At 58.6% G+C, this 24,308-nt stretch carries 19 protein-coding genes and 6 tRNA genes; 3 read left to right on the plus strand and 22 right to left on the minus strand.

Features of this window, described 5'->3' with window-relative positions; genetic code table 11:
* Nucleotides 1-61: 61 nt before the first annotated feature.
* From WA302_RS02005 to miaB, 10 genes are all read right to left on the minus strand, one after another.
* Nucleotides 62-787 (minus strand): amino acid ABC transporter ATP-binding protein, encoded by a 726-nt coding sequence (locus WA302_RS02005; RefSeq protein WP_025301847.1) that lies wholly within the window; start codon nt 785-787, stop codon nt 62-64.
* A complete protein-coding gene (gltK, locus tag WA302_RS02010; RefSeq protein ID WP_025301848.1) occupies nt 787-1,461 on the minus strand; it encodes a glutamate/aspartate ABC transporter permease GltK in 675 nt (224 codons plus the stop codon). The genes WA302_RS02005 and gltK overlap by 1 nt, the downstream gene beginning before the upstream one ends.
* Nucleotides 1,461-2,201 carry an amino acid ABC transporter permease gene (locus tag WA302_RS02015; RefSeq protein WP_019454074.1) on the minus strand — a complete coding sequence of 247 codons (741 nt, stop codon included), beginning with the start codon at nt 2,199-2,201 and terminating at the stop codon, nt 1,461-1,463. Before WA302_RS02015 ends, gltK begins: the two co-directional genes overlap by 1 nt.
* A gap of 213 nt (nt 2,202-2,414) precedes the next feature.
* On the minus strand, nt 2,415-3,311 hold the full coding sequence (locus tag WA302_RS02020) for an amino acid ABC transporter substrate-binding protein (RefSeq protein ID WP_025301849.1): 897 nt from the start codon (nt 3,309-3,311) through the stop codon (nt 2,415-2,417).
* 392 nt (nt 3,312-3,703) lie between these two features.
* Nucleotides 3,704-5,233 carry an apolipoprotein N-acyltransferase gene (gene lnt, locus WA302_RS02025; protein WP_142590724.1) on the minus strand — a complete coding sequence of 510 codons (1,530 nt, stop codon included), beginning with the start codon at nt 5,231-5,233 and terminating at the stop codon, nt 3,704-3,706.
* Between the two features lie 7 nt (nt 5,234-5,240).
* A complete protein-coding gene (corC, locus tag WA302_RS02030; protein WP_025301851.1) occupies nt 5,241-6,119 on the minus strand; it encodes a CNNM family magnesium/cobalt transport protein CorC in 879 nt (292 codons plus the stop codon).
* An 85-nt stretch (nt 6,120-6,204) separates the two neighbouring features.
* Nucleotides 6,205-6,678 carry an rRNA maturation RNase YbeY gene (ybeY, locus tag WA302_RS02035; protein ID WP_016928766.1) on the minus strand — a complete coding sequence of 158 codons (474 nt, stop codon included), beginning with the start codon at nt 6,676-6,678 and terminating at the stop codon, nt 6,205-6,207.
* Nucleotides 6,675-7,730 carry a PhoH family protein gene (locus WA302_RS02040; protein ID WP_025301852.1) on the minus strand — a complete coding sequence of 352 codons (1,056 nt, stop codon included), beginning with the start codon at nt 7,728-7,730 and terminating at the stop codon, nt 6,675-6,677. The genes ybeY and WA302_RS02040 overlap by 4 nt, the downstream gene beginning before the upstream one ends.
* A 234-nt stretch (nt 7,731-7,964) precedes the next feature.
* Nucleotides 7,965-8,300: a zinc ribbon domain-containing protein YjdM gene (locus WA302_RS02045; RefSeq protein ID WP_004939967.1), complete on the minus strand. Its 336-nt coding sequence runs from the start codon at nt 8,298-8,300 to the stop codon at nt 7,965-7,967.
* Between the two features lie 121 nt (nt 8,301-8,421).
* Nucleotides 8,422-9,846, minus strand: coding sequence for a tRNA (N6-isopentenyl adenosine(37)-C2)-methylthiotransferase MiaB (gene miaB / locus WA302_RS02050; protein ID WP_025301853.1), 1,425 nt, complete (start codon nt 9,844-9,846; stop codon nt 8,422-8,424).
* Nucleotides 9,847-10,043: 197 nt separating this feature from the next.
* Here miaB and ubiF point away from each other — a divergent pair, with 197 nt between their 5' ends.
* Nucleotides 10,044-11,225: a 3-demethoxyubiquinol 3-hydroxylase gene (ubiF, locus tag WA302_RS02055; RefSeq protein WP_049295165.1), complete on the plus strand. Its 1,182-nt coding sequence runs from the start codon at nt 10,044-10,046 to the stop codon at nt 11,223-11,225.
* 87 nt (nt 11,226-11,312) lie between these two features.
* Here the strand turns inward: ubiF and WA302_RS02060 are convergent.
* The 12 genes from WA302_RS02060 to nagB all read right to left on the minus strand — a co-directional run bounded on the left by WA302_RS02060 (nt 11,313) and on the right by nagB (nt 19,738).
* Nucleotides 11,313-11,387 (minus strand) — tRNA-Gln (locus WA302_RS02060).
* Between the two features lie 4 nt (nt 11,388-11,391).
* A tRNA-Met gene (locus WA302_RS02065) sits at nt 11,392-11,468 on the minus strand.
* A gap of 41 nt (nt 11,469-11,509) precedes the next feature.
* Nucleotides 11,510-11,584 (minus strand) — tRNA-Gln (locus WA302_RS02070).
* A gap of 44 nt (nt 11,585-11,628) precedes the next feature.
* Nucleotides 11,629-11,703, minus strand: a tRNA-Gln gene (locus WA302_RS02075).
* Nucleotides 11,704-11,733: 30 nt separating this feature from the next.
* A tRNA-Leu gene (locus WA302_RS02080) sits at nt 11,734-11,818 on the minus strand.
* Between the two features lie 16 nt (nt 11,819-11,834).
* A tRNA-Met gene (locus WA302_RS02085) sits at nt 11,835-11,911 on the minus strand.
* Nucleotides 11,912-12,130: 219 nt separating this feature from the next.
* Entirely contained in the window at nt 12,131-13,795 is a 1,665-nt protein-coding gene (asnB, locus tag WA302_RS02090) for an asparagine synthase B (RefSeq protein ID WP_004939961.1), read from the minus strand.
* Between the two features lie 283 nt (nt 13,796-14,078).
* Complete coding sequence (locus WA302_RS02095; protein WP_060447626.1) at nt 14,079-15,521, minus strand: carbohydrate-binding protein; 1,443 nt, start codon at nt 15,519-15,521, stop codon at nt 14,079-14,081.
* A gap of 190 nt (nt 15,522-15,711) precedes the next feature.
* Entirely contained in the window at nt 15,712-16,464 is a 753-nt protein-coding gene (locus WA302_RS02100; RefSeq protein ID WP_004939957.1) for an HAD-IIA family hydrolase, read from the minus strand.
* A 67-nt stretch (nt 16,465-16,531) separates the two neighbouring features.
* Complete coding sequence (nagC, locus tag WA302_RS02105; RefSeq protein WP_004939956.1) at nt 16,532-17,752, minus strand: DNA-binding transcriptional regulator NagC; 1,221 nt, start codon at nt 17,750-17,752, stop codon at nt 16,532-16,534.
* Between the two features lie 27 nt (nt 17,753-17,779).
* On the minus strand, nt 17,780-18,919 hold the full coding sequence (nagA, locus tag WA302_RS02110) for an N-acetylglucosamine-6-phosphate deacetylase (protein WP_025301856.1): 1,140 nt from the start codon (nt 18,917-18,919) through the stop codon (nt 17,780-17,782).
* An 18-nt stretch (nt 18,920-18,937) separates the two neighbouring features.
* On the minus strand, nt 18,938-19,738 hold the full coding sequence (gene nagB, locus WA302_RS02115; protein ID WP_004939952.1) for a glucosamine-6-phosphate deaminase: 801 nt from the start codon (nt 19,736-19,738) through the stop codon (nt 18,938-18,940).
* Nucleotides 19,739-20,072: 334 nt separating this feature from the next.
* Here nagB and nagE point away from each other — a divergent pair, with 334 nt between their 5' ends.
* Both nagE and glnS read left to right on the plus strand, forming a co-directional pair.
* On the plus strand, nt 20,073-22,109 hold the full coding sequence (nagE, locus tag WA302_RS02120; protein WP_025301857.1) for an N-acetylglucosamine-specific PTS transporter subunit IIBC: 2,037 nt from the start codon (nt 20,073-20,075) through the stop codon (nt 22,107-22,109).
* A gap of 240 nt (nt 22,110-22,349) precedes the next feature.
* Nucleotides 22,350-24,014 (plus strand): glutamine--tRNA ligase, encoded by a 1,665-nt coding sequence (glnS, locus tag WA302_RS02125; protein WP_025301858.1) that lies wholly within the window; start codon nt 22,350-22,352, stop codon nt 24,012-24,014.
* Nucleotides 24,015-24,308: the final 294 nt, after the last annotated feature.

The raw sequence follows: 24,308 nt of genomic DNA on the forward strand, positions 1-24,308 counted from the left end.
ACAAGCGCTTTTAGTGCCGGGGGAAAAGATGCGCCCCTGGCGGGGCGCATAGGCAGAGCGTTTAGTGCAGGATCTTGGCCAGAAAATCCTTGGCGCGATCGGACTCGGGGTTGTTGAAGAAATCGTCTTTGTTGCGGTCTTCGACGATTTTGCCTTCGTCCATAAAGATCACTCGATTCGCCACCTTGCGGGCGAAGCCCATTTCGTGGGTTACCACCATCATGGTCATACCTTCGTTCGCCAGTTCGACCATCACGTCCAGCACTTCGTTGATCATTTCCGGATCGAGCGCAGAGGTCGGCTCATCGAACAGCATGGCGATAGGATCCATGCACAGCGCACGGGCGATGGCGACGCGCTGCTGCTGGCCGCCGGACAGCTGACCGGGGAACTTGTTGGCATGGGCGGAGAGGCCGACGCGCTCCAGCAGCTTCAGACCCTTCTCGCGTGAGGCGGATTTGTCGCGCTTGAGCACTTTCACCTGCGCCAGCGTCAGGTTGTCGATGATAGACAGGTGCGGGAACAGCTCAAAGTGTTGGAACACCATGCCAACCTTGGCACGCAGCTGCGCCAGGTTGGTTTTCTTGTCGTTGACCGGCGTGCCGTTCACCAGGATATTGCCCTGCTGGATCGGCTCGAGGCCGTTGACGGTTTTGATCAGGGTGGACTTGCCGGAACCTGAAGGACCGCAGACGACGACCACTTCGCCTTTTTTCACTTCGGTGGTGCAATCGGTCAACACCTGAAAGTGACCGTACCACTTAGAAACATTTTTCAGGGATATCATCAAACAGTCCTTTTCTTCAAATAGCTTACCAGCGCCGAGGCGGCGAGGCTGATAACAAAATAGACAAAGCCGGCGAACAGGATCATTTCAACCTGGGTGCCGTCGCGTTCGCCGATGGTCGACGCGGTGCGGAAGAAGTCGGCCAGGCTCAGTACGTAAACCAGCGAGGTATCCTGGAACAGGACGATGCCCTGGGTCAGCAGCAGCGGCACCATGGCGCGGAACGCCTGCGGCAGGATCACCAGCCGCATGGATTGCCAATGGGTCATGCCCAGCGCCAGCGCGGCGGAGGATTGGCCGCGCGAGATGCTGATGATGCCGGCGCGGATGATTTCCGAGTAATAGGCCGCTTCAAACAGGGAAAAGGCTACCATAGCCGAGATCAGGCGAATATCGGTTTTCGGCGATAAGCCTAGAACCTGTTGTAATAAGCTTGGAACCACCAGGTAGAACCACAGCAGCACCATCACCAGCGGCACCGAGCGGAACAGGTTGACGTACAGGGTGGCGAACCAGCTGATCGGTTTGAACGGCGACAGGCGCATCACCGCCAGCACGGTACCCCACAGAATGCCGACCACGATGGCGGTCACGGTGATCTTCAGCGTGATTACCATGCCCTGCAGCAGAAACGGGAAGCTTGGGACGATCGACGCCCAGTCAAATTCGTACATTATTTACTCCCCAGGTTGCCAGGCAACTGCACTTTCTTTTCGACCAGACGCATAAACAGCATGATAACGGCGTTGATGCCGATATAAGCCAGCGTGATGGCGGTAAAGGATTCATAGGCGTGTGCGGAGTAATCCAACAGCTTGCCGGCCTGCGCGGCCATGTCCACCAGCCCGATGGTAGAGGCGATGGCGGAGTTTTTGACCAGGTTGAGCATCTCCGAGGTCATCGGCGGCACGATCACCCGGTAGGCGTTCGGCAGCAACACGTAGCGGTAGGTTTGCGGCAGCGTCAGGCCCATCGCCAGCCCGGCCGCTTTCTGGCCGCGCGGCAGGGACTGGATGGCGGCGCGCACCTGTTCGCAAACGCGGGCGGCGGTAAACAATCCCAGGCAAAGCATGGAAGAGACGAAGAACTGCACGTTGGGATCCAGCTCGCTTTTAAACCAGGTGCCGATATTGGCCGGCAGCAGCTCGGGGATCACCAGATACCAGGTAAAGAATTGCACGATCAGCGGCACGTTGCGGAACAGTTCGACGTAACAGGTGCCGAGGGCGGAAAGAAAGCGGTTGGGTACGGTACGCAAGATACCGAACAGCGAACCGACGAAGAAAGCGATAATCCATGCACAGACGGAGAGGGCCACCGTGACCTGAAAGCCGGACCAGATCCAGCCGAGGTAAGTGGTGTTCCCAAACGGGGCCTGCTGCAGGAAGATACCCCAGTTCCAATCTATTGACATAACAAACTCCGGTAAACGGGCGCAGAGCGCCGAAGATTGATGACCTGATGAGCGCCGATCGCCGCGCGGCCAGTCTGGCTGGCTTATTGTGTGCGGATGTCGGTGATGCGCCTTGGGGAAAATGAGGGAGGGGAACGGCCCCCCTCATACCTGTCTGTCCCAGTCATCAACTGGGCCGGTTTGGCCTGGCGGCCGCCCCGGCTGTCATTCTATTTAGTTCAATGCCTTGTCGTTAGGTTCTTTGAACAGCTGTTTCATGTCGTCCGACAGTTCGAAGTTCATGTTGAGGTTTTTCGGTGGAATCGGCTGCTTGAACCATTTATCAAACCACTTGGCCGCTTCGCCGGAGGTTTGCGCCTGGGCGATGGTGTCATCGACCAGTTTCTTGAACGCAGGATCGTCTTTACGCAGCATGCAGCCGTAGGCTTCTTTCGACTGCGGTGTGCCGATGATTTCCCACTGATCCGGCTTCTTGGCCTTGGCGCGCTCGCCCGCCAGCAGGGCGTCGTCCATCATGAAGGCCACCGCGCGGCCGCTTTCCAGAGTGCGGAAGGAGTCGCCGTGGTCTTTGGCGCTGATGATGCGCATGTTCATCTTGCCGCTGTCGTTCAGCTTGTTCAGCAGCACTTCAGAGGTGGTGCCGGAGGTGACCACCACCGGTTTGCCGGCCAGGTCTTTAAAGTCTTTGATGTCGGAGCCTTTTTTCACCAGCAAGCGGGTGCCGACCACGAAAATGGTGTCGGAGAAGGCGGCCTGTTTCTGGCGCTCGAGGTTATTGGTGGTGGAGCCGCACTCGAAATCATAGGTGCCGTTTTGCAGCAGCGGGATGCGGTTCTGCGAGGTAATCGGCAGCATTTTCACCTGCAGATTCGGTGCATTCAGCTTTTTCTTAACGGCTTCAACGATTTGGTTGGAGTAGTCCTGAGAGTAGCCCACAACTTTTTGTTGGTTGTCGTAGTAGGAGAACGGCACTGACGATTCGCGGTGGCCGACAACGATCACGCCATTGTCTTTGATTTTCTTCAGCGTACCGGTCAGGTCTTCCGCGTGCGCCACGCTACCTGCCGCACCGAGCAGCAGTAACGATAACGCCAATTTACGCATTTGCATGGTCCAACTCCTTTACTGTTGTTGTGGCTCTGACTAAAGAGCGTCAGGTTAAATCGACTGTTTATTGCTCAAGTTATAAAGATAGTCTTATGAACTGAACGCTGTTAAAAAATAACCGATTGTGAACACCTTGAAACTAAAATGTTTCATTTTTTGAGACGCCGCGCGCACCAAATCAATGCAACAAAACGTCGGCGCACCCATGCGGTGCGTTCAATGCACCCAAAATGTGCGCAGGTGCGACAAAACGTCAGCAAAAGTAAACCGGCGCGCGATGTCGCCATAGATAAAAGCAAGGAGTGTGCCAGCCGCGTTGATTTAACGGCGTTTTCTGACTGAGGGAAGATTTGACGGGAAAGCGGGGCGCAGCGGGTGCGCCCCGACGAAGAGGGCTATTTGCGGCGCAGGCCCAACATCAGCGCCCAGCCGCCCAGCAACAGGGTGATCACCCACAGCGGCGTGGCGCCGAAGCGCGCATAAGGCGTGACGCCGGTGGTCGGCGTGACTTTCACTTCGAGTACCTGACGGGTGAACTGCGGGATCTCGGCGATCACCTCGCCATTCGCGTCCACCGCGGCGGTGACGCCGTTATTGGTGCTGCGCAGCAGCGGTCGGCCGAGCTCCAGCGCCCGCATGCGTGCCATCTGGAAGTGCTGCCACGGGCCGATGGAGTGGCCGAACCAGGCATCGTTGGAGATGGTCAGCAGGAAGTTGGTGTCCGGGCGGAAGTTATCGCGCACCTGCTGGCCCAACACGATTTCGTAGCAGATGGCCGCCGTCAGGTTGTAGCCGCGTACGCTGAGCTGCGGTTGTACGTAGTCGCCGCGGCTGAAGGAGGACATCGGCAGGTCGAAGAACGGCGCCAGGGGCCGCAGCAGCGTCTCGAGCGGCACGAACTCGCCGAACGGTACCAGGTGGTGCTTGTTGTAGCGATCGTTGGCCGGGTAACTGTACGGCGTCGGTTCACCGAGCACGATGGCACTGTTGTAGATTTGCTGGCCCTGCGGCGTAGCACGCACGTCGACGATGCCGGTGATCAGGCTGCTGTTCTTCGCCCGCATCAGGTCGTCCATCATCGTCAGGAAGCCGTTCTGATTGGCTTCATAATCCGGAATGGCGGATTCCGGCCAGATGACGATCGGCGCCTTGCCCATGTAGGGACGGGTTTCGTCCAGATAGGTTTGCAGCGTGCTGACCAGCGCTTTCGGATCCCATTTCATCGATTGAGCGATGTTGCCTTGCACCATGGCGACGTTCACCGCTTTCTCCGGCTGCGGGGTAAACCACTGCAGCTGGCGCAGCGGCCACGGCAACAGCAGCAGCGCGGCGGCAATCACGGCTGCCGAGAGACGGCGCTGATTGACGGCGTACACCAGCAGGCCGGCGATGGCCATCAGCACAAAGGTGATGGCGTCGACGCCCAGCAGCGGCGCGATGCCCTTCAGCGGGCCGTTGATCTGGCTATAGCCGAACTGCAGCCACGGGAAGCCGGTCAGCACCCAGCCGCGCAGGAATTCGGTCACCTGCCACAGCACCGGCGCGGCGATGGCCAGCCTCCACCAGCGGGTGGCCGGCCACAGGCGCGTCAGCAGCCCGGCGAACAGCCCGGTATACAGCGACAGGTAAGCGGCGAGCAGCGCCACCAGGAAGATGTTGACGGCGAAGGGCATGCCGCCGAAATCGGCGATGCTGACATACACCCAGTTGATCCCGCTGCCGAACAACCCGAAGCCCCAGACAAAGCCGAGCAGGGCAGACTGTTTGGTGGTGCGATTGAGGGTAACGGCCAGCAGGCCGAACAGGGAGACGATGGCCGCGGGCCAAAAATCGTAGGGCGAGAACGCCAGCGTCCCGCCGGCACCTGACAACAGCGCCAGCAGGGCGCGAACCCACTGGCGTTCAAGTAATGAGGCTTTAGCCATGTTGGATTTAATCTTCCAGTTTCGGTGGTGGAGAGTCGTCCGGAATTTTTACATGAACCTGGATGATACGTCGACTGTCTGCCATGGCAACTTTAAATAGGTAACCTTCGATTTCAATGGTTTCCCCGCGCGCCGGCAGGTGGCCGAAGGCCTGCATCACCAGACCGCCGATGGTATCGACCTCGTCGTCGCTGAAATGGGTGCCGAAGGCGTCGTTGAAGTCTTCGATCGGCGCCAGCGCGCGCACGGTGTACATGTGGCGGCTGAGCTGGCGGATATCCAGATCGTCTTCGTCGTCGTATTCGTCTTCAATCTCGCCGACGATCAGCTCTAGGATATCTTCGATGGTGACCAGGCCGGACACGCCGCCGAATTCGTCAATGACAATCGCCATGTGATAGCGCTGGGAACGAAACTCTTTCAGCATCCGGTCGACGCGCTTGCTTTCCGGCACCACCACCGCGGTACGCAGCACTTTGTCGATGCTGAACGGCTCGGAGTCTGCGCGCATGAACGGCAGCAGATCCTTGGCCATCAGGATGCCTTCGATGTGATCTTTATCTTCGCTGATCACCGGGAAGCGCGAGTGGGCGGAGTCGATAATCACGTCCAGGCACTCTTCCAGCGTCTGGTTGCGCTTGAGCGTCACCATCTGGGAGCGGGGGATCATGATGTCGCGCACGCGCTGTTCGGCGATATCCATCACGCCTTCCAGCATGTCGCGGGTATCGGGATCGATCAGGTCGTTTTGTTCGGAATCACGGATCAGCTCGACCAGATCGCCACGGTTTTTGGGCTCGCCGTGGAACAGCTGGTTAAGGATAAGAGTAAAGAACCCCTTCTTGGGACTGGGGCTGTCATTGCTTTGTGAATGGTCGTCGCTCATGGCGTTTTAGTTACTGTCACTCATGTCAGAGTTAAGGGGCGTCAGCGACAGCCCCGCATGGGGGCTGTGGGGTAAACGGCTGACGTCAGACGGGGTCTTTTTCCGCCAGGTACGGATCAGGATAACCCAGTCCGTGCATGATTTCGGTTTCCAAAGACTCCATTTCTTCGGCTTCATCGTCTTCGATGTGGTCATACCCTAGCAGATGAAGACTGCCGTGGACAACCATATGCGCCCAGTGGGCCTCCAGCGTTTTGCCTTGCTCAATCGCTTCCTGCTCAACCACCTGGCGGCAGATGATCAGATCGCCGAGCAGCGGCAGCTCGATGCCCGGCGGGGCTTCGAACGGGAAAGAGAGCACGTTGGTCGGCTTGTCTTTGCCGCGGTAGGTCAGGTTCAGCTCGTGGCTTTCCGCTTCGTCCACCAGACGCACTGTGACCTCGGCCTCTTCCTGAAATTGCGGCAGCACGCCTTCCAGCCAGCGCTGGAAGGTGGCCTCATCCGGCAGGCCGTCGCTGCTTTCACAGGCAATCTGCAGATCCAAAATCACCTGACTCATGGTGTCTCCTGCTCGGAGGCGGCGAGCGCCTCGCGCTTACGTTGCTCGGCAATCGCGTCTTTGCGTTTCTGTTCGGCGGCTTCCCAGGCCTCATAGGCGATGACCACGCGGGCCACCACCGGGTGGCGCACCACGTCTTCGCTGTGGAAGAAGTTGAAGCTCAGCTCCTCCACGTCCGACAGCACTTCCACCGCATGGCGCAGGCCGGATTTCTGGTTGCGCGGCAGGTCGATCTGGGTGACGTCGCCGGTGATGACCGCCTTCGAGTTGAAGCCGATGCGTGTCAGGAACATCTTCATCTGCTCGATGGTGGTGTTCTGGCTCTCATCCAGGATGATAAAGGCGTCGTTCAGCGTGCGGCCGCGCATATAGGCCAGCGGCGCGACTTCGATCACATTGCGTTCGATGAGCTTCTCCACGCGCTCGAAGCCCAGCATTTCGAACAGGGCGTCGTACAACGGGCGCAGATAAGGATCGACCTTCTGGCTCAGATCGCCGGGCAGGAAGCCCAGCTTTTCGCCGGCTTCGACCGCAGGGCGGGTCAGCAGTATGCGGCGAATTTCCTGGCGTTCCAGCGCATCCACCGCAGCGGCGACCGCCAGGTAGGTTTTGCCGGTGCCCGCCGGGCCGATGCCGAAGGTGATGTCGTGATCGAGAATATTGGCGATGTACTGCGCCTGGTTAGGCGTGCGCGGTTTCACCATACCGCGCTTGGTTTTGATGGTGACCGCCTTGCCGTAATCCGGCACGCTGTCCGCCACCTGTTCCAGCACCCGACTCTCTTTGATCGCCAGATGGATTTGCTCCGGATCGATATCCGGGATCACGCCGCGAATCGGCGCGGTATCCACGTACAGATGGCGCAGGATATCGGCGGCGGCAACCACGCACAGGTTTTTGCCGACCAGCTTGAAACGGTTGTCGCGGCGATTGATTTCGATGCCCAATCGGCGCTCGAGTTGCTTGATGTTGTCATCAAACGGGCCGCACAGGCTGAGCAAACGCTTGTTGTCTGCGGGCTCTAACAAAATTTCTTGTGTTGCGACGTTCAAACTATTCCTCTAGGTCACATCGGGCCTGGTTGATGTCACATAGCGCGTCCGGGACGCGCGCGTTCAGGGCGAGCCTGAATACTCTCTTTCTTGAATTATTCATGGTGCGCCGCAACGGCGCAAGTTTACCGCTGATCTATCTGTGCGCCGTCGGCGGAATTCAAGGGAAGATAAGGAAAAAACGCGGCGGGGCGCAAAGCCCGCCGCGTCATCACAGAACAAGGCCGCCGAGAATCAGTTCTTTTTCACGAACTCGGATTTCAGCTTCATCGGGCCGAAACCGTCGATTTTGCAGTCGATGTTGTGATCGCCTTCCACCAGGCGAATGTTTTTCACCTTGGTGCCGATCTTCAGCATCGAGGAGCTGCCTTTGACCTTCAGATCCTTGATCACGGTGACCGCGTCGCCGTCCGCCAGCAGGTTGCCGTTGGCGTCTTTGACGATCAGCGCGTCCTGATCTTCCGCCGGGGCGCTGTCGCTCCACTCGTGGGCGCACTCAGGGCAGATGAACAGGGCATTGTCCTGGTAGGTGTATTCGGAGTTGCACTTCGGGCAGTGTGGGAGTTGCATGTTATGTCGCCTCTTCAACAATAAAAAAATAAAAAAAAGAACATCACCGGGCGCGGGCGCCCGGCGGAGAAACGGTAAGGAGTAGCGCGAACGGGCGGCGATAATGCAGGCCGCCGCGGCGTCAGGGCTGGTAAATGCCGACGCCCAGCGCGTTTTCTTTGCGGGTACGGGCGATCACCGACTGCGGGGATTCATGTACGCGCAGATCCATCTGCTGTTCGGTGCGCACCACTGCGCCACGCAGGGTGTTGGTCAGCACCTCGGTAATTTCCACGTCGACAAATTGGCCGATCATGTCGGGCGTGCCTTCGAAGTTTACCACACGGTTGCACTCCGTGCGCCCGGCCAGCTCCATCACGCTTTTACGCGAGGTGCCCTCCACCAGAATGCGCTGTACGGTGCCGAGCATGCGGCGGCTGAACTGCAGCGCCTGCTGGTTGATGCGATCCTGCAGAATGTACAGCCGCTGCTTTTTCTCTTCTTCGCTGACGTCGTCGACCATGTCCGCCGCCGGCGTACCGGGGCGCGACGAATAGATGAAGCTGAAGCTGACGTCGAAGTTGACGTCGGCGATCAGGTTCATGGTCTGTTCGAAGTCGGCCTGGCTTTCGCCCGGGAAACCGACGATGAAATCGGAGCTCAGCTGGATGGCCGGCCGCGCCTTGCGCAGCTTGCGGATAATCGCCTTATACTCCAGCGCGGTGTGCGCGCGTTTCATCATGGTCAGGATGCGGTCCGAACCGCTCTGCACCGGCAGATGCAGGAAGCTGACCAGCTCCGGCGTGTCTTCGTACACCGCGATAATGTCGTCGGTGAACTCGATCGGGTGGCTGGTGGTGAAGCGAATGCGATCGATGCCGTCGATGGCCGCCACCAGGCGCAGCAGTTCGGCGAACGAGCAGATATCGCCGTCATGCGTCGCGCCGCGGTAAGCGTTGACGTTTTGGCCGAGCAGGTTGACCTCGCGCACGCCCTGCGCCGCCAGCTGGGCGATTTCGAACAGCACGTCGTCGCTCGGGCGGCTCACTTCCTCGCCGCGGGTGTAAGGCACCACGCAGAAAGTGCAGTATTTGTTGCAGCCTTCCATGATCGACACGAAGGCGGTCGGGCCTTCGGCGCGCGGCTCCGGCAGGCGGTCGAATTTTTCGATCTCCGGGAAGCTGATATCGACCACCGGGCTGCGGGTGCCCTGAACGTGATTGATCATTTCCGGCAGGCGGTGCAGGGTCTGCGGGCCGAATACCACGTCGACGCAAGGCGCGCGGCTGCGGATCAGTTCGCCTTCTTGCGAGGCCACGCAACCGCCGACGCCGATGATGACAGACGGGTTCTTCTCTTTCAGCAAGCGCCAGCGCCCCAGCATGGCGAAAACTTTCTCCTGCGCTTTTTCACGGATCGAGCAGGTGTTCAGCAACAGCACGTCCGCTTCCTCGGCGTTGTCGGTCCACTCGAAGCCGTGCGTGCTGTTCAACAGGTCGGCCATTTTCGATGAATCGTACTCATTCATCTGGCAGCCCCAGGTTTTGATATGTAGTTTTTTCGTCATTGACTTGCCATTACTCAGTGCGGAGCGAAAGTTGCGTTACGCGACATGCAGGGCGCGTATTGTAATCATTTGCCGCCGTTGTGACCAGCGCGGGGGAAAATGGCACGCAACCTGAAGCCGAAGCGAAAATCCGGTACACTGCGCAAAACGCCATGTCGGGTGGGATGGCGAGCATTCACATAGAAAACATAGCCAATATGAAGACATCTCAAAATCGGTATGACGCGGTGGTGGTGGGTGGCGGCATGGTCGGCGCGGCGGCGGCCCTGGGGCTGGCGCAGGCGGGCTGGTCGGTGGCGTTGCTGGAACATCAGGCGCCGCAGGCGTTCGAGGCGCAAAGCCCGCCGGACCTGCGCATTTCCGCGATCGGCTGCACCTCGGTGGGGCTGCTGAAACAGCTCGGCGCCTGGCAGGCCGTGACGGCGATGCGTACGGCGCCGTATCGCCGGCTGGAGACCTGGGAGTGGGCGTCGTCGCGCGTGGCGTTCGACGCGGTGTCTCTGGGGCTGCCCGAGCTGGGCTTTATGGTGGAAAACCGCATTCTGCAGCTGGGGCTGTGGCAACAGTTCGCGCAGTGCGCCAACCTGACGCTGCTGTGCCCCGCCAGGCTGCAATCGCTGCAGCGGGCGGACAATGCCTGGCAGCTGACGCTGGACAGCGGCGAGACGCTGCAAGCGCGGCTGGTTGTCGGTGCCGACGGGGCCAACTCGCAGGTGCGCAAGCTGGCGGCGATCGGCACCAACGGCTGGCAATATCGTCAGGCGTGCATGTTGATCACCGTCGATACCGGCGCGCCGCAGCAGGATGTGACCTGGCAGCGCTTCTTCCCGTCCGGGCCCCGCGCCTTCCTGCCGCTGTACGACAGCTGGGCGTCGCTGGTGTGGTATGACAGCCCGCAGCGCATTCGCCAACTGCAGGCGATGCCGCCGGCGCAGCTGGAGCGCGAAATCGCTACCGCTTTTCCGGCGCGACTGGGCCCGGTCAAGGTGCACGCTGCCGGATCGTTCCCGCTGACGCGGCGTCATGCGCAGCGCTACGTGCTGCCGGGGCTGGCGCTGGTGGGCGATGCGGCGCATACCATCAACCCGCTGGCCGGGCAGGGCGTCAATCTGGGGTATCGCGATGTGGATGCCTTGCTGAACGTGCTGAGCGAGGCGCGGGATCAGGGAGAGGACTGGAGCAGCGAGGCGGTACTGCTGCGTTATCAGCGTCGCCGCCGTACCGACAATCTGCTGATGCAGAGCGGCATGGATCTGTTTTATACCGCCTTCAGCAATAACCTGGCGCCGCTGAACGTCGCGCGCAATCTGGCGCTGATGGCCGCGCAGCGGGCGGGCAAGCTGAAAGAACATGCGTTGAAGTACGCGTTGGGATTGTAACCGACAGGGCTCAGCGGTGGCTGGGCCCGTTAGGATTGGCTGAACGCCAGACAGCAAAAAGCCCGCCGAAGCGGGCTTTTCTAAATATGGCTGGGGTGCCAGGATTCGAACCTGGGTATGCTGGTATCAGAAACCAGAGCCTTACCGCTTGGCGACACCCCAATTATGGTGGCTACGACGGGATTTGAACCTGTGACCCCATCATTATGAGTGATGTGCTCTAACCAGCTGAGCTACGTAGCCGATGTTACTTTTTACTTCTTTGATTTGCAAGCAGTTTGTTATGGCTGGGGTACCTGGATTCGAACCAGGGAATGCCGGTATCAAAAACCGGTGCCTTACCGCTTGGCGATACCCCACCTGCAAACAAATCTTATGTTGAAACCCCATTCCCGAAAGAATATGGCTGGGGTACCTGGATTCGAACCAGGGAATGCCGGTATCAAAAACCGGTGCCTTACCGCTTGGCGATACCCCATCAACATACTGCGCCGACGATGAAGAGAAATGGTGCGGGAGGCGAGACTTGAACTCGCACACCTTGCGGCGCCAGAACCTAAATCTGGTGCGTCTACCAATTTCGCCACTCCCGCAAATACAAAAAAGAGATGGTGGCTACGACGGGATTCGAACCTGTGACCCCATCATTATGAGTGATGTGCTCTAACCAGCTGAGCTACGTAGCCCTCTTTTTTTTGCTTTGCCTTCATCGGCGTTGCGGGGCGCATTATGCGTATATGACCGATTTGCGTCAACAAGTTTTTTCCCGAAAAAGCGCCCGGAAGCGCCGTTTGTCTGGGTTGTGAACATTATGGCGATAAAATCGGCAATTCAGGCAGTTGGCGGGGGGAAAAGGCAACAAAAAGGCGGGCCAAAAGGCCCGCCCTGAGGGAAATGCCGCGCAATTATTTATAGGCGGCCTGGTGCACGCCAACGGCGCGGCCGGAAGGATCGTCCATCTTCTTGAACGATTCATCCCACTCGATGGCCTTGGCGGACGAGCAGGCGACGGACGGGCCGCCCGGTACGCATTCGGCGGCGCTCGGCAGCGGGAACAGCTCTTCGAAGATTTCGCGGTACAGGTAGCCTTCTTTCGACGTTGGCGTGTTGTACGGGAAGCGGAAACGCGCGGTTTCGAGCTGTTGATCGCTAATTTGCTGCGCAGCCACCTCTTTTAACGTGTCGATCCAGCTATAGCCGACGCCGTCGGAGAACTGCTCTTTCTGGCGCCAGGCCACGCTGGCGGGCAAATAGGACTCGAAACATTCGCGAACGATGTGTTTTTCCATTTTGCCGTTGCCGCACATTTTATCTTTCGGGTTGATGCGCATCGCTACGTCGAGGAATTTCTTGTCCAGGAACGGCACGCGGGCTTCGACGCCCCAGGCGGACATCGCCTTGTTGGCGCGCGCGCAGTCGAACATGTGCAGCGCCAGCAGTTTGCGCACGGTCTCTTCGTGGAATTCGCGGGCGTCCGGCGCCTTATGGAAGTACAGATAGCCGCCGAACACTTCATCCGCGCCTTCGCCGGAAAGCACCATCTTGATGCCCATCGCCTTGATTTTGCGCGACATCAGGTACATCGGCGTCGAGGCGCGAATGGTGGTGACGTCGTAGGTTTCGATGTGATAAATCACGTCGCGGATGGCGTCCAGCCCTTCCTGCACGGTGAAGTGGATCTCATGGTGCACGGTGCCCAGGTGGTTAGCCACCTCTTGCGCGGCGCGCAGATCCGGCGAGCCTTCCAGCCCGACGGCGAAGGAGTGCAGCTGCGGCCACCAGGCCTCGCTGCGTTCCTGATCCTCCACGCGGCGCGCAGCGTACTTCTTGGTGATCGCCGAGATGACCGAGGAATCCAGCCCGCCCGACAGCAGCACGCCGTAAGGCACGTCGGACATCAGGTGGCTTTTCACCGACTCTTCCAGCGCGGTGCGTAGGGCGGCGGCGTCGGTCACGTTGTCCTTGACGCTGTCGTAATCGAACCAGTCGCGGCGATAATATTCGCGGATCTCACCGTCCTGGCTCCACAGGTAGCTGCCGGCCGGGAATTCCTTGATGGTGCGGCACACCGGCACCAGCGCTTTCATTTCCGAGGCAACGTACAGGTTGCCGTGTTCGTCATGGCCCATGTACAGCGGGATGATGCCCAGGTGATCGCGGCCGATCAGGTAGGCGTCTTTTTCAGTGTCATACAGGGCAAAAGCGAACATGCCTTGCAGATCGTCGAGGAAGTCCGGTCCTTTCTCCTGATACAGCGCCAGGATTACTTCACAGTCGGAGCCGGTCTGGAACGCATAGCGGTCGCTCAGCTGTTGGCGCAGCGCCTGGTGGTTGTAAATTTCGCCGTTGACCGCCAAAACGTGGGTGTGCGCAGCGTTGTACAGCGGTTGAGCGCCGTTGTTGACGTCGACGATCGACAGGCGTTCGTGGGCCAAAATGGCTTTGTCGCTGGCGTAAACGCCGGACCAATCCGGGCCGCGGTGGCGCATCAGACGTGACAGCTCCAGCGCTTTCTTACGCAGTTCAACGGGATCGGACTTCAGATCGAGCACACCGAAAATAGAACACATACAACTCTCCTAACGGGCTTTTATGACTGTGATGTTGTTTTTACTGTTATGGGCAGCATTGCCGATTTATCAGCGATAACGCGGTTTTGCTGCGCTGTGGTTATGAAAATGCGCCAAAAGCTGCGGAGGATGCAAGCGTTTTAGCCATGCGCTGAGAAATAGTTGTTTGCGTGGCTGAGGTTTTTAACGGATTTTCAGTTATCGGCGTAAAAAATTGTCGATTATGCAATTTTTAGCGTGATGGCGGGATTGCCGGCCAGTTTGACCGGCAATCGATTAGCGATTAGGCGATGAGCTGCCAGAGGGTGAACGCGGCATCCGGCGTCCAGCCGGCATTGGAGGTGTGCGCCTGAATACAGGTGTATTTCTTGCCTTTATAACTCACGACGTCGCCGGCTTTGTAGCTGTGGTTGTTCTGCCATTCGGGCGCGCCCGGATCGGGCGGCGTGCCGTCGTTGGCGGTTTTGACCGCCAGCGCACTGCTCGGCAGGGAGGTATTGCCCAGGGTGTCGGTCGCGGTAACGAAGTAGCTGTACTGGGTTGCCGGCGTCAGACCGCTGTCGGCCAGCGACAGACCGGCGGTTTGGCCGATCGGGTTGCCGTTGCGGTAGACGGTGTAGCTGGCGATCGGTGAGGCGCCGGTGGCGGCGGCCCAGCTCAGTTTCAGCGAGGTGGCGCCCAGCTCGGAGACCGTCAGCGCCGTCGGCGCATTAGGCTTTCCCGGCGGCGGGGTGACGCCGCCCTGAATCAGCGGCGCATAGCGGGTTTTGAACTCCCAATTGTAGGCGACGCCGGCTTTGCTCTTGCCGTTATCCCAGTTGATTGACCAGGTCATCAGGCCCTTGATCGACAGGTTTTTGGCGTCGAGACGCGAGAAAGCGTTATACACCGCCTGTTTGTTGACCACGTAGCCGGTGGCGGCGGCATCGTTGTTGCTCGGCAGGCCGATGACGAATTTCGCCGCCGGGATCTTCGCATAGCCGCGGGTGCCGGTAACCAGGCTTTCCGTCAGGTAGTAGAGGAAGTCCTCTTTCATGGCGTCGTTATTCTGCGTGATCCAGGCATTGAGTTCATCCACCCAAATACCGTCGCCGCCCTGGTTATAATATTGCGGCGCGATAAAGTCGTAATAGCCTTCGAGGGCGTTAATATAATCCAGGTAGGTGCCGTTGGTGCGCAAATACGGGAATTCCGGCGCCATGCTGATAATAAAGTTTTTCCCCTGGGCGGCGTAATGGTCTTTTACTTTTTTCAGCGCCGCAGGCAAGACGGTTTTATTATTGGCGGCGCCGATCGCCGCCTGTTCCAGATCGATATCCAGGCCGTCGAAGCCATAGACTTCCACCAGGCGAATAATCTCGTCTTTCAGCTTGTCTTCGTCGCCGGTTTTCAGCTCGATATGCGCGTCTGCGCCGCCGAGGGAGATCAGCACCGCGCGGCCCTGGCTGTTCAGCACGCCTACCTGGCGGCGAAACTCGGCGTCGGACAGGTTGTAAGGTTTGAAGGTCGGGATGCCCTGGCCTTTCATAAAGGCGACGGCCACCACGTTGTACTCGGCGGGAATGTCGGTCAGGTTCATATTGGTGAACTGGCCTTGCTGATAGCCGTCACTGACGCCGGCGGCCCAGTTGTGCCAGAAACCCATCAGGATCTTTTTATTGGCGATAGACGGCATAATGGCCGCGTCATCGGCGGCGACGGCATTAATAATGTTATTTGTGCTCATGGTAGCCTCATTCATTAGGGGTAAGGGTTTTCCGCTCGCCGGCAATATCAGCTATTGGCGGGGCGTAAAGTTATAATGAGGATTTTTAATGCAGGCAGGCTGAAACCTTTTGCTGCCATGAACGAATTAAATTCAAACTGACGCTGAGGGAGAAGGAAATAATGGCGGCCGGGCGGCCGCCATGGCCGCATCAGAAGATAGTGATATCGGCGACGGAAGGGTAGACATAGCTCGGGCGGAACGGCATGGTTTCGATGTCGCTCAGCGTGGAGACACCGGACAGCACCAGAACGGTTTCCAGGCCGGCCTGGAAGCCCGCCAGGATGTCGGTACGCAGGTTGTCGCCGACGATCACCGTTTCTTCCGAGTGCGCCTGCATTTTGTTCAGTGCGGCGCGAATGATCCACGGGCTGGGCTTGCCGACGTAAAACGGCTTGCGGCCGGTGATCTTCTCGATGGGGGCACACAGTGCGCCGCAGGCCGGCGAGAAGCCGTGGCCGTGGCTATCCGGGTTGGTGGCGATAAAGCGCGCCCCATTGCTCACGAAATAGGCGGCTTTGTGCATCATGTCCCAGTTGTAAGAGCGGGTTTCACCGACGATCACGAAATCCGGGTTGATGTCGGTGATGGTGAAACCGGCTTTGTACAGCTCATGGATAAGGGCGCCTTCACCGACCACGTAGGCCTTTTTGCCTTCCTGCCGGCGCAGGAAATCGGCGGTGGCCATCGCCGAGGTATAGAACGCGCTCTCCGGCACTTCCAGACCGGCGGCGGCGAAGCGGTTCGCCAGATCCTGCGCGGTCTGTGACGGGTAGTTGGTCAGCACCACCAGCGGCATGCCTTGTTCCTGGATGCGCGCCAGGAACAGATCGGCGCCGGGCACCGGCGTATTGTCATGCAGCAGCACGCCGTCGATATCGCATATAACGTTTTTGATTTTCATTTGTCGCTGTTTCTCATGATTACGGCAGGCAAGAGGTGACGATAACACACCTGCCAGAAGCGGCGGATCAGCTTTCCAGCAATCGCTGCAAGAGCACGCCGTTGAGCATCGCGCGTTTGGCCAGGGCGAAAGCGCCGATCGCCGAGCGATGATTGAGTTCGGAGGTCACCACCGGCAGATTTTTGCGGAAGTCCTTCAGCACCTGGGTATTGATGCAGCTCTGGATCGCCGGCAGCAGCACCTTGTCCGCTTCGGTGATCTCACCGGCGATCACCACCTTCTGCGGATTGAACAGGTTGATGGCGATGGCCACCGCCTTGCCCAGATAGCGGCCGACGTGTTCGATCACTTCGCTGGCCAGCAGATCGCCGCGGTTGGCGGCCTTGCAGATGGCGTTGATACCGCAGTCTTCCAGCGTCAATTTGCTCGGGTAGCCCTGGCTCAGCAACTGGCGCACGCGCTGTTCGATCGCGGCGTTGGCGGCCACGGTTTCCAGGCAGCCGAAGTTGCCGCAGTGGCAGCGTTCCCCCAGCGGATCGATCTGGATATGGCCGATCTCGCCGACGTTGCCGTTGTTGCCGAGAAAAATCTGCCCGTTGACGATGATGCCGGCGCCGGTACCGCGGTGGAGGCGCACCAGAATCGAGTCTTCGCAGTCGCGGGTGGCGCCGAAGTAGTGCTCCGCCAGCGCCAGGCTGCGGATGTCGTGGCCGACGAAACTGGTGACGTTGAAGCGCTGCTGCAGGTTGTCCACCAGCGCCCAGTTGCTGACGCTGATGTGCGGCATGTAGCGCACCACGCCCAGCGCCGGATCCACCAGGCCGGGCAGGATCACCGCGATGGCGATCAGTTCGCGCAGGCGGCGCTGGTTCGCTTCGATGAATTGGGCGATGGCGGCGAACAGCGCATTCTCCAGCGTTTCCTGGGTGCGTTCCGGCAGCGGATAGTGTTCTTCGCTGAGCGATTTACCGCTCATGTCATACAGGGTGATGGTGGCATCGTGGCGGCCGAGACGCACCGCGACGGTATGGAAATGACGGGTTTCCGACACGATGGAGATCGCGCGGCGGCCGCCGGTGGAGGCTTGCTGATCGACTTCTTTGATCAGCCCGCGCTCCAGCAACTGGCGAGTAATTTTGGTGACGCTGGCGGGAGCAAGCTGGCTGAGTTCGGCAATTTGAATGCGCGAGATCGGGCCCTGCTGGTCGATCAGGCGGTAAACTGCTGCGCCGTTAAGTTGTTTGACTAAGTCAACGTTCCCTATTTGTGCTTGTCCGCCAGTGCTCATCAATAATGTTACTCGCTGTTCATTGAATTAAACCTCGTTACCGTTAACGAGCGTTTTGGTGATCTTGAAATCACGGGTGAAGGCGGTCAGGTTAGCCACCTTGCCGGCTTCGAGGGTGCCCAGACGGTGATCGACGCCAATGGCGCGCGCCGGATACAGCGTCGCCATGCGCAGCGCTTCGTCCAGCGCGATGCCGATATGCTCGACGCTGTTTTGCACCGCTTCGATCATGGTCAGCGCGGAACCGCTCAGGGTGCCGTTCTCATCCACGCACAGCCCATCCCGATAGTATATTGTTTTACCGGCGAAAATAAATTGGTCAATATCTGCACCCGCCGGTGCGGTCGCGTCGGTGACCAAGACCAATTTATCACCTTTCAGGCGTTTGGCGTTACGGATACTCGCCCAGGCTACGTGATGGCCGTCGGCGATGATGCCGGTATAGACCTCTGGCGTATCGAAGATCGCCCCCATCAGCCCCGGTTCGCGGCCGGTGATATACGGCATGGCGTTGTACAGGTGGGTGGCGAAGCTGATGCCGGCGGCGAAGCCGGTGCGCGCCTGATCGTAGGTGGCATTCGAGTGGCCGGCGGAGACCACGATGCCGGCCTCGGTCAGCTGTTTAATAACGTGCGGCTCAACCATTTCCGGTGCCAGCGTCACCTTGGTGATCACGTCGGCGTTGGCGCACAGGTAATCGATCATGTCCTGCGTTGGCTTGCGAATGAACGCCGGGTTGTGAGTGCCTTTTTTTACCGGGCTGAGGTACGGCCCCTCCAGGTGCAGGCCCAACGCCTGGTTTTGGTGCTTTTTCAGATAAGCGCGCATCACGTCGACGCTGTGCTTCATGAATTCGTCGCTGCTGGTGATCAGCGTCGGCAGATAGCTGGTGCAGCCGGATTTCTCGTTGGCGCGCTGCATGATCTCCAGCGTTTCTTCCGAGATTGCTTCCAGCGAATCGTTGAACTGGACGCCGCCGCAGCCGTTCAGCTGCACGTCAATGAGCCCGGGGGCCAGGATGGCGCCACCCAGGTCGCGCGTTTCGATGCCGGCGGGCAATTCAGCCACCGGGCAGACTCTCTCGATCAGCCCATCAGCGATAATGACTGCATGGTCATCAAGTACGTCGTGGCCGGTATAGATTCGGCCGTGGGTTAAAGCGAACATCGTAGCCCCCTGCAAAGATTAAAGACTTTTCACGCTTTCCGCTTCTAACTCGCGGAAATATTTGACGGTTTTGACTTTCAGTTCCATGGTGGCCGGTTCGTCGCACACCACCACCGCTTTGGCGTGCAGCTGCAGGCAGCTGATGGTCCACATGTGGTTGATATTGCCTTCCACAGCGGCTTCCAGCGCCTGCGCCTTGGCGTGGCCGGTCACCAGGATCATCACTTCTTCGGCATCCAGCAGCGTGCCCACGCCGACGGTCAACGCATATTTCGGCACCAGGCTGACGTCGCCGCCGAAGAAGCGCGAGTTGGCGATGCGGGTGTCTTCGGTCAGCGTTTTGATGCGGGTGCGCGAAGCCAGGGACGAAGCCGGCTCGTTGAACGCGATATGGCCGTCGATACCCACGCCGCCCATGAACAGGTTAATTTTGCCGTAAGATTTGATCTTCTCTTCGTACTGGCGGCACTCGGCGTCGACATCCGCGGCGTTGCCGTTCAGCAGGTTGATATTTTCACGAGGGATATCAACGTGGTCAAAGAAGTTGCGGTACATGAAGGTGTGGTAGCTTTCCGGGTGTTCCTGCGGCAGGCCAACGTACTCGTCCATGTTGAAAGTCACAACATGCTTAAAGCTTACTTCACCTGCTTTGTGCATCGCAATCAGATGTTTGTAGGCTTCCAGCGGCGTGCCGCCGGTAGGCAGGCCGAGGACAAACGGGCGCTCTGCGGTTGGCTTGAATGCGTTGATGCGTTGAACGATATGACGCGCGGCCCATTTGCCGACTTGTGCGGTATCTTTCAGTGGGATAAGTCTCATCTAACACCTCTTGGGATAAGTAAACTAAAGCTATACTGTACGGGCCTGCGGGAGTCCTAAGCGTAACCCAGCTTTATGATTCTCGCGTGAATCGTCCGTCCGGTTGATTTTTTGAATGATAAAATAAGTTTTGTGTGATGGCCAGCAATCTGGGAGGGAAAGACTACTTTTTGGTGATATTTATCACAAAAAAGGAGGTTTTAATTTGCGATACAAAATAAATTTTTTACACTCGGCATGAGTGATACGTGCCAAGCATTGTTTCTAAAAAGGTAGTGAGAGCTCCAAATAAACTACTAATAGGGTCCGTCCGCGGACAACATAGGGGGAAAAGGTGAACATTCTTAGTTATTTGCAAAAGGTGGGACGGGCGCTGATGGTGCCGGTCGCCACGCTGCCCGCTGCCGCCATCTTGATGGGCGTCGGGTACTGGATTGACCCTGTTGGTTGGGGCGGCGACAACGCTTTCGCTGCCTTATTGATTAAGTCTGGCTCTGCGATTATCGATCATATGGCGGTGTTGTTCGCCGTTGGTGTCGCCTACGGCATGTCCAAAGATAAGGACGGCTCTGCCGCACTGACCGGTTTCGTCGGTTTCCTGGTGCTGACGACCCTCTGTTCACCGGCCGCCGTGTCGATGATTCAGAAGATCCCGCTCGATCAGGTGCCTGCCGCGTTCGGCAAGATTGAGAACCAGTTCGTTGGTATTCTGGTGGGTATCATCTCCGCCGAAGTGTACAACCGCTTCAGCGGTGTCGAGTTGCCTAAGGCGCTGTCGTTCTTCAGCGGCCGCCGTTTGGTGCCGATCCTCATTTCCTTCCTGATGATCCTGGTCGCTTACATCCTAATGTTCGTCTGGCCGGTCGTGTTCGGCGCTCTGGTGAGCTTCGGCGAACACATCCAAAAATTGGGCTCCGTCGGCGCGGGTATCTATGCCTTCTTCAACCGCCTGCTGATCCCGGTCGGCTTGCACCACGCGCTGAACTCGGTGTTCTGGTTCGACGTGGCCGGCATCAACGATATCCCTAACTTCCTCGGCGGCCAGCAGTCGATTGACGCGGGTAAAGCGGTTGTTGGCATCACCGGCCGTTATCAGGCGGGCTTCTTCCCGATCATGATGTTCGGTCTGCCGGGCGCGGCGCTGGCCATCTATCACTGCGCGCGTCCTGAGAATAAGGCGAAGGTGCTGGGGATCATGATGGCAGGGGCATTCGCTGCCTTCTTTACCGGCATCACCGAACCGCTGGAGTTCTCCTTCATGTTCGTGGCACCGGTGCTGTACGTGATCCACGCCGTACTGACCGGTATCTCGGTGTTCATCGCCGCTAACATGCATTGGATTTCAGGCTTCGGTTTCAGCGCCGGCCTGGTGGATATGATGCTGTGGGTGCGTAACCCGCTGGCGACCCACTGGTACATGCTGATCCCGCAGGGCCTGGTGTTCTTCGTTATCTACTATGTGGTGTTCCGCTTCACCATCAACAAGTTCAACCTGATGACCCCGGGCCGCGAGCTGGCGGTTGCCGGTGACGAAACCGACGGTTATGACGTCAACGTCAACAGCAGCGCCGGTAAAGACGAGAACGAAACCACCACGCTGGCCCGTCGCTACGTCGGCGCGATCGGCGGATCCGACAACCTGACCGGCATCGACGCCTGCATCACCCGCCTGCGTTTGAACGTGAAGGACTCTGCGCTGGTGAACGACGCATTGGCGAAACGCCTCGGTGCGTCGGGCGTTATTCGTCTGAACAAGCAGAGCGTACAAGTGATCGTCGGCACCCGTGCCGAGCTGATTGCCAGCGCAATGCGCAACGTAATTGCGGCCGGCCCGGTAGCGGCTGCGGCGGCTCCGGCGGCGGCCCCTGCCGCGGAAGTCAAACCGCAGGCGGTGCCGAACGCACCGAAAGTCGCGTTTGAAACGCTGGTGGCGCCGGTGACGGGTGAAGTCGTGGCGCTCGATCAGGTGCCGGACGAAGCTTTCGCCAGCAAGGCGGTCGGTGACGGCCTGGCGATTCGCCCGACCGACAAGATCGTGGTGGCGCCGGCGGATGGCACCGTGGTGAAAATCTTCAATACCAACCACGCGTTCTGCCTGGAAACCGACAAGGGCGCTGAGGTCGTGGTACACATGGGGATCGACACCGTCGCGCTGGAAGGCCAGGGCTTCAAACGCCTGGTGGAAGAGGGCGCGGAAGTGAAAGCCGGTCAACCGATTCTGGAACTGGATCTGGATTACCTGAACGCTAACGCGCGCTCGATGATAAGCCCGGTGGTGGTCAGCAACGCTGACGACTACGCCGGCCTGGCGGCGCTGGCCAGCGGCTCGGTGGTCGCCGGTCAGACCAAGCTGTACGAGATCCAAAAGTAAGGCCGTTTTTACCTGAGTAGTATCCGGGGCCGGTCACGCATCATGGCGGAGTTTGCCCCGACTTGGCGGGAAGAGAGCGATCTCTTCCCGCTTTTTTTATTCCGTTTCGCCCCATGGCGGTGCGCTGCGCGCCGATGGTGCAACGCGCCGCATTTTTCGTGAAACAAACGGTTGTTTCCAGACGTGGCTTGTTGGATCATAGGCGGTTATGTGTAGCGCTTTGCATTGAGGAACAGTGAAATGAGTGAGGCTGAAGCCCGCCCAACCAATTTTATCCGTCAGATCGTCGATGAAGATCTGGCGTCGGGGAAACACACGTCGGTACATACCCGCTTCCCGCCGGAGCCTAACGGCTATCTGCATATCGGCCACGCCAAGTCCATCTGCCTGAACTTCGGCATCGCCAAGGACTATCAGGGCCAGTGCAACCTGCGTTTCGATGACACCAACCCGGTGAAAGAAGACATCGAGTTCGTGGAGTCAATCAAGCACGACGTGGAGTGGCTGGGCTTTGAGTGGAGCGGCAACGTTCGTTACTCCTCAGACTATTTCGATCAGCTGCATCAGTATGCGGTTGAGCTGATCTCCAAGGGCCTGGCCTACGTCGATGAGCTGTCGCCGGAGCAGATCCGTGAATATCGCGGCACGCTGACCGCGCCGGGCAAAGACAGCCCGTACCGCGATCGCAGCGTGGAAGAGAACCTGGCGCTGTTCGAGAAGATGCGCAACGGCGAGTTTGCCGAAGGCGCCGCCTGCCTGCGCGCCAAGATCGATATGGCTTCGCCGTTTATCGTGATGCGCGATCCGGTGCTGTACCGCATCAAGTTCGCCGAACACCACCAGACCGGCAATAAATGGTGCATCTATCCGATGTACGATTTCACCCACTGCATTTCCGATGCGCTGGAAGGGATCACCCACTCGCTGTGTACTCTGGAATTCCAGGATAACCGCCGTCTGTATGACTGGGTGCTGGATAACATCACCATTCCTTGCCACCCGCGTCAGTACGAGTTTTCGCGCCTCAACCTCGAATACGCCATCATGTCGAAGCGCAAGCTGCACCAGTTGGTGGCCGAGAAGATCGTTGAGGGCTGGGACGATCCGCGTATGCCGACCGTTTCCGGTCTGCGCCGTCGCGGTTATACCGCCGCCTCTATCCGCGAGTTTTGCCTGCGCATCGGCGTGACCAAGCAAGACAACAACGTCGAGATGGTGGCGCTGGAATCCTGCATCCGTGACGATCTGAACGAGAACGCCCCGCGCGCCATGGCGGTGCTGGATCCGGTGAAAATCGTCATCGAGAACATGGGCGATGCGGTGGAAATGGTCACCATGCCTAACCACCCGAACAAACCGGAAATGGGCAGCCGCGATGTGCCGTTCAGCCGCGAAATCTATATCGATCGCGCCGACTTCCGCGAGGAAGCCAACAAGCAGTACAAGCGTCTGGTGCTGGGCAAAGAAGTGCGTCTGCGCAATGCGTACGTGATCAAGGCCGAGCGCGTCGAGAAGGACGAAGCGGGCGAGATCACCACCATCTTCTGCAGCTACGATGCGGAAACGCTGAGCAAAGATCCTGCCGACGGCCGCAAGGTGAAGGGCGTGATCCACTGGGTGTCTGCGGCGCACGCGCTGCCGGCGGAAATTCGCCTGTACGATCGCCTGTTCAGCGTGCCTAACCCGGGCGCGGCGGAGGACTTCCTCTCCACCATCAACCCGGAATCGCTGGTGATCAAGCACGGCTTCGTTGAGCCGAGCCTGGCGGCCGCACAGCCGGAGAAAGCCTACCAGTTCGAGCGTGAAGGCTACTTCTGCGCCGACAACCGTTACTCGTCGGCCGAGCATCTGGTGTTTAACCGCACCGTCGGCCTGCGTGACACCTGGGCGAAAATCGAAGGCTAATCTTATTCGCCTCGAAAATTAATGAATCAGCGCGGCTTAGGTCGCGCTTTTTTATACCTGCGATTTAGCGAATAATCTATTCCTCTCACATTTATCTGGGCTGCGTTTAATTAATCGCAGCGCGTGAGGCCATAAGTTTTCTGATATTGGCCTTACTAATCTTAATTTTCACTTATATATTCGTGATGCGAATTAATTTCATTTAGAGAGCGCTCTCAATTTTTATCGTCTGCCTGACGAATTTAGTCAGGCTGAAACCATTAATCGTCTCTGGTTGACCTTGTATCTAAATTT

It is taken from the genome of Serratia sp. 201 (assembly GCF_037027545.1).
GTDB classification, from domain to species: domain Bacteria; phylum Pseudomonadota; class Gammaproteobacteria; order Enterobacterales; family Enterobacteriaceae; genus Serratia; species Serratia bockelmannii.

Excerpts from the sequence above, each read along its gene's own strand:
- lnt (WP_142590724.1), bottom strand. The coding sequence starts at position 5,233 with ATGGCTAAAGCCTCATTACTTGAACGCCAGTGGGTTCGCGCCCTGCTG.
- miaB (WP_025301853.1), bottom strand. The coding sequence starts at position 9,846 with ATGACGAAAAAACTACATATCAAAACCTGGGGCTGCCAGATGAATGAG.
- WA302_RS02005 (WP_025301847.1), bottom strand. The coding sequence starts at position 787 with ATGATATCCCTGAAAAATGTTTCTAAGTGGTACGGTCACTTTCAGGTG.
- corC (WP_025301851.1), bottom strand. The coding sequence starts at position 6,119 with ATGAGCGACGACCATTCACAAAGCAATGACAGCCCCAGTCCCAAGAAG.
- nagC (WP_004939956.1), bottom strand. The coding sequence starts at position 17,752 with ATGAGCACTGGCGGACAAGCACAAATAGGGAACGTTGACTTAGTCAAA.
- nagB (WP_004939952.1), bottom strand. The coding sequence starts at position 19,738 with ATGAGACTTATCCCACTGAAAGATACCGCACAAGTCGGCAAATGGGCC.
- asnB (WP_004939961.1), bottom strand. The coding sequence starts at position 13,795 with ATGTGTTCTATTTTCGGTGTGCTCGATCTGAAGTCCGATCCCGTTGAA.
- WA302_RS02045 (WP_004939967.1), bottom strand. The coding sequence starts at position 8,300 with ATGCAACTCCCACACTGCCCGAAGTGCAACTCCGAATACACCTACCAG.
- WA302_RS02100 (WP_004939957.1), bottom strand. The coding sequence starts at position 16,464 with ATGAAAATCAAAAACGTTATATGCGATATCGACGGCGTGCTGCTGCAT.
- WA302_RS02020 (WP_025301849.1), bottom strand. The coding sequence starts at position 3,311 with ATGCAAATGCGTAAATTGGCGTTATCGTTACTGCTGCTCGGTGCGGCA.
- ubiF (WP_049295165.1), top strand. The coding sequence starts at position 10,044 with ATGAAGACATCTCAAAATCGGTATGACGCGGTGGTGGTGGGTGGCGGC.
- WA302_RS02095 (WP_060447626.1), bottom strand. The coding sequence starts at position 15,521 with ATGAGCACAAATAACATTATTAATGCCGTCGCCGCCGATGACGCGGCC.
- ybeY (WP_016928766.1), bottom strand. The coding sequence starts at position 6,678 with ATGAGTCAGGTGATTTTGGATCTGCAGATTGCCTGTGAAAGCAGCGAC.
- glnS (WP_025301858.1), top strand. The coding sequence starts at position 22,350 with ATGAGTGAGGCTGAAGCCCGCCCAACCAATTTTATCCGTCAGATCGTC.
- gltK (WP_025301848.1), bottom strand. The coding sequence starts at position 1,461 with ATGTACGAATTTGACTGGGCGTCGATCGTCCCAAGCTTCCCGTTTCTG.
- nagA (WP_025301856.1), bottom strand. The coding sequence starts at position 18,919 with ATGTTCGCTTTAACCCACGGCCGAATCTATACCGGCCACGACGTACTT.
- WA302_RS02015 (WP_019454074.1), bottom strand. The coding sequence starts at position 2,201 with ATGTCAATAGATTGGAACTGGGGTATCTTCCTGCAGCAGGCCCCGTTT.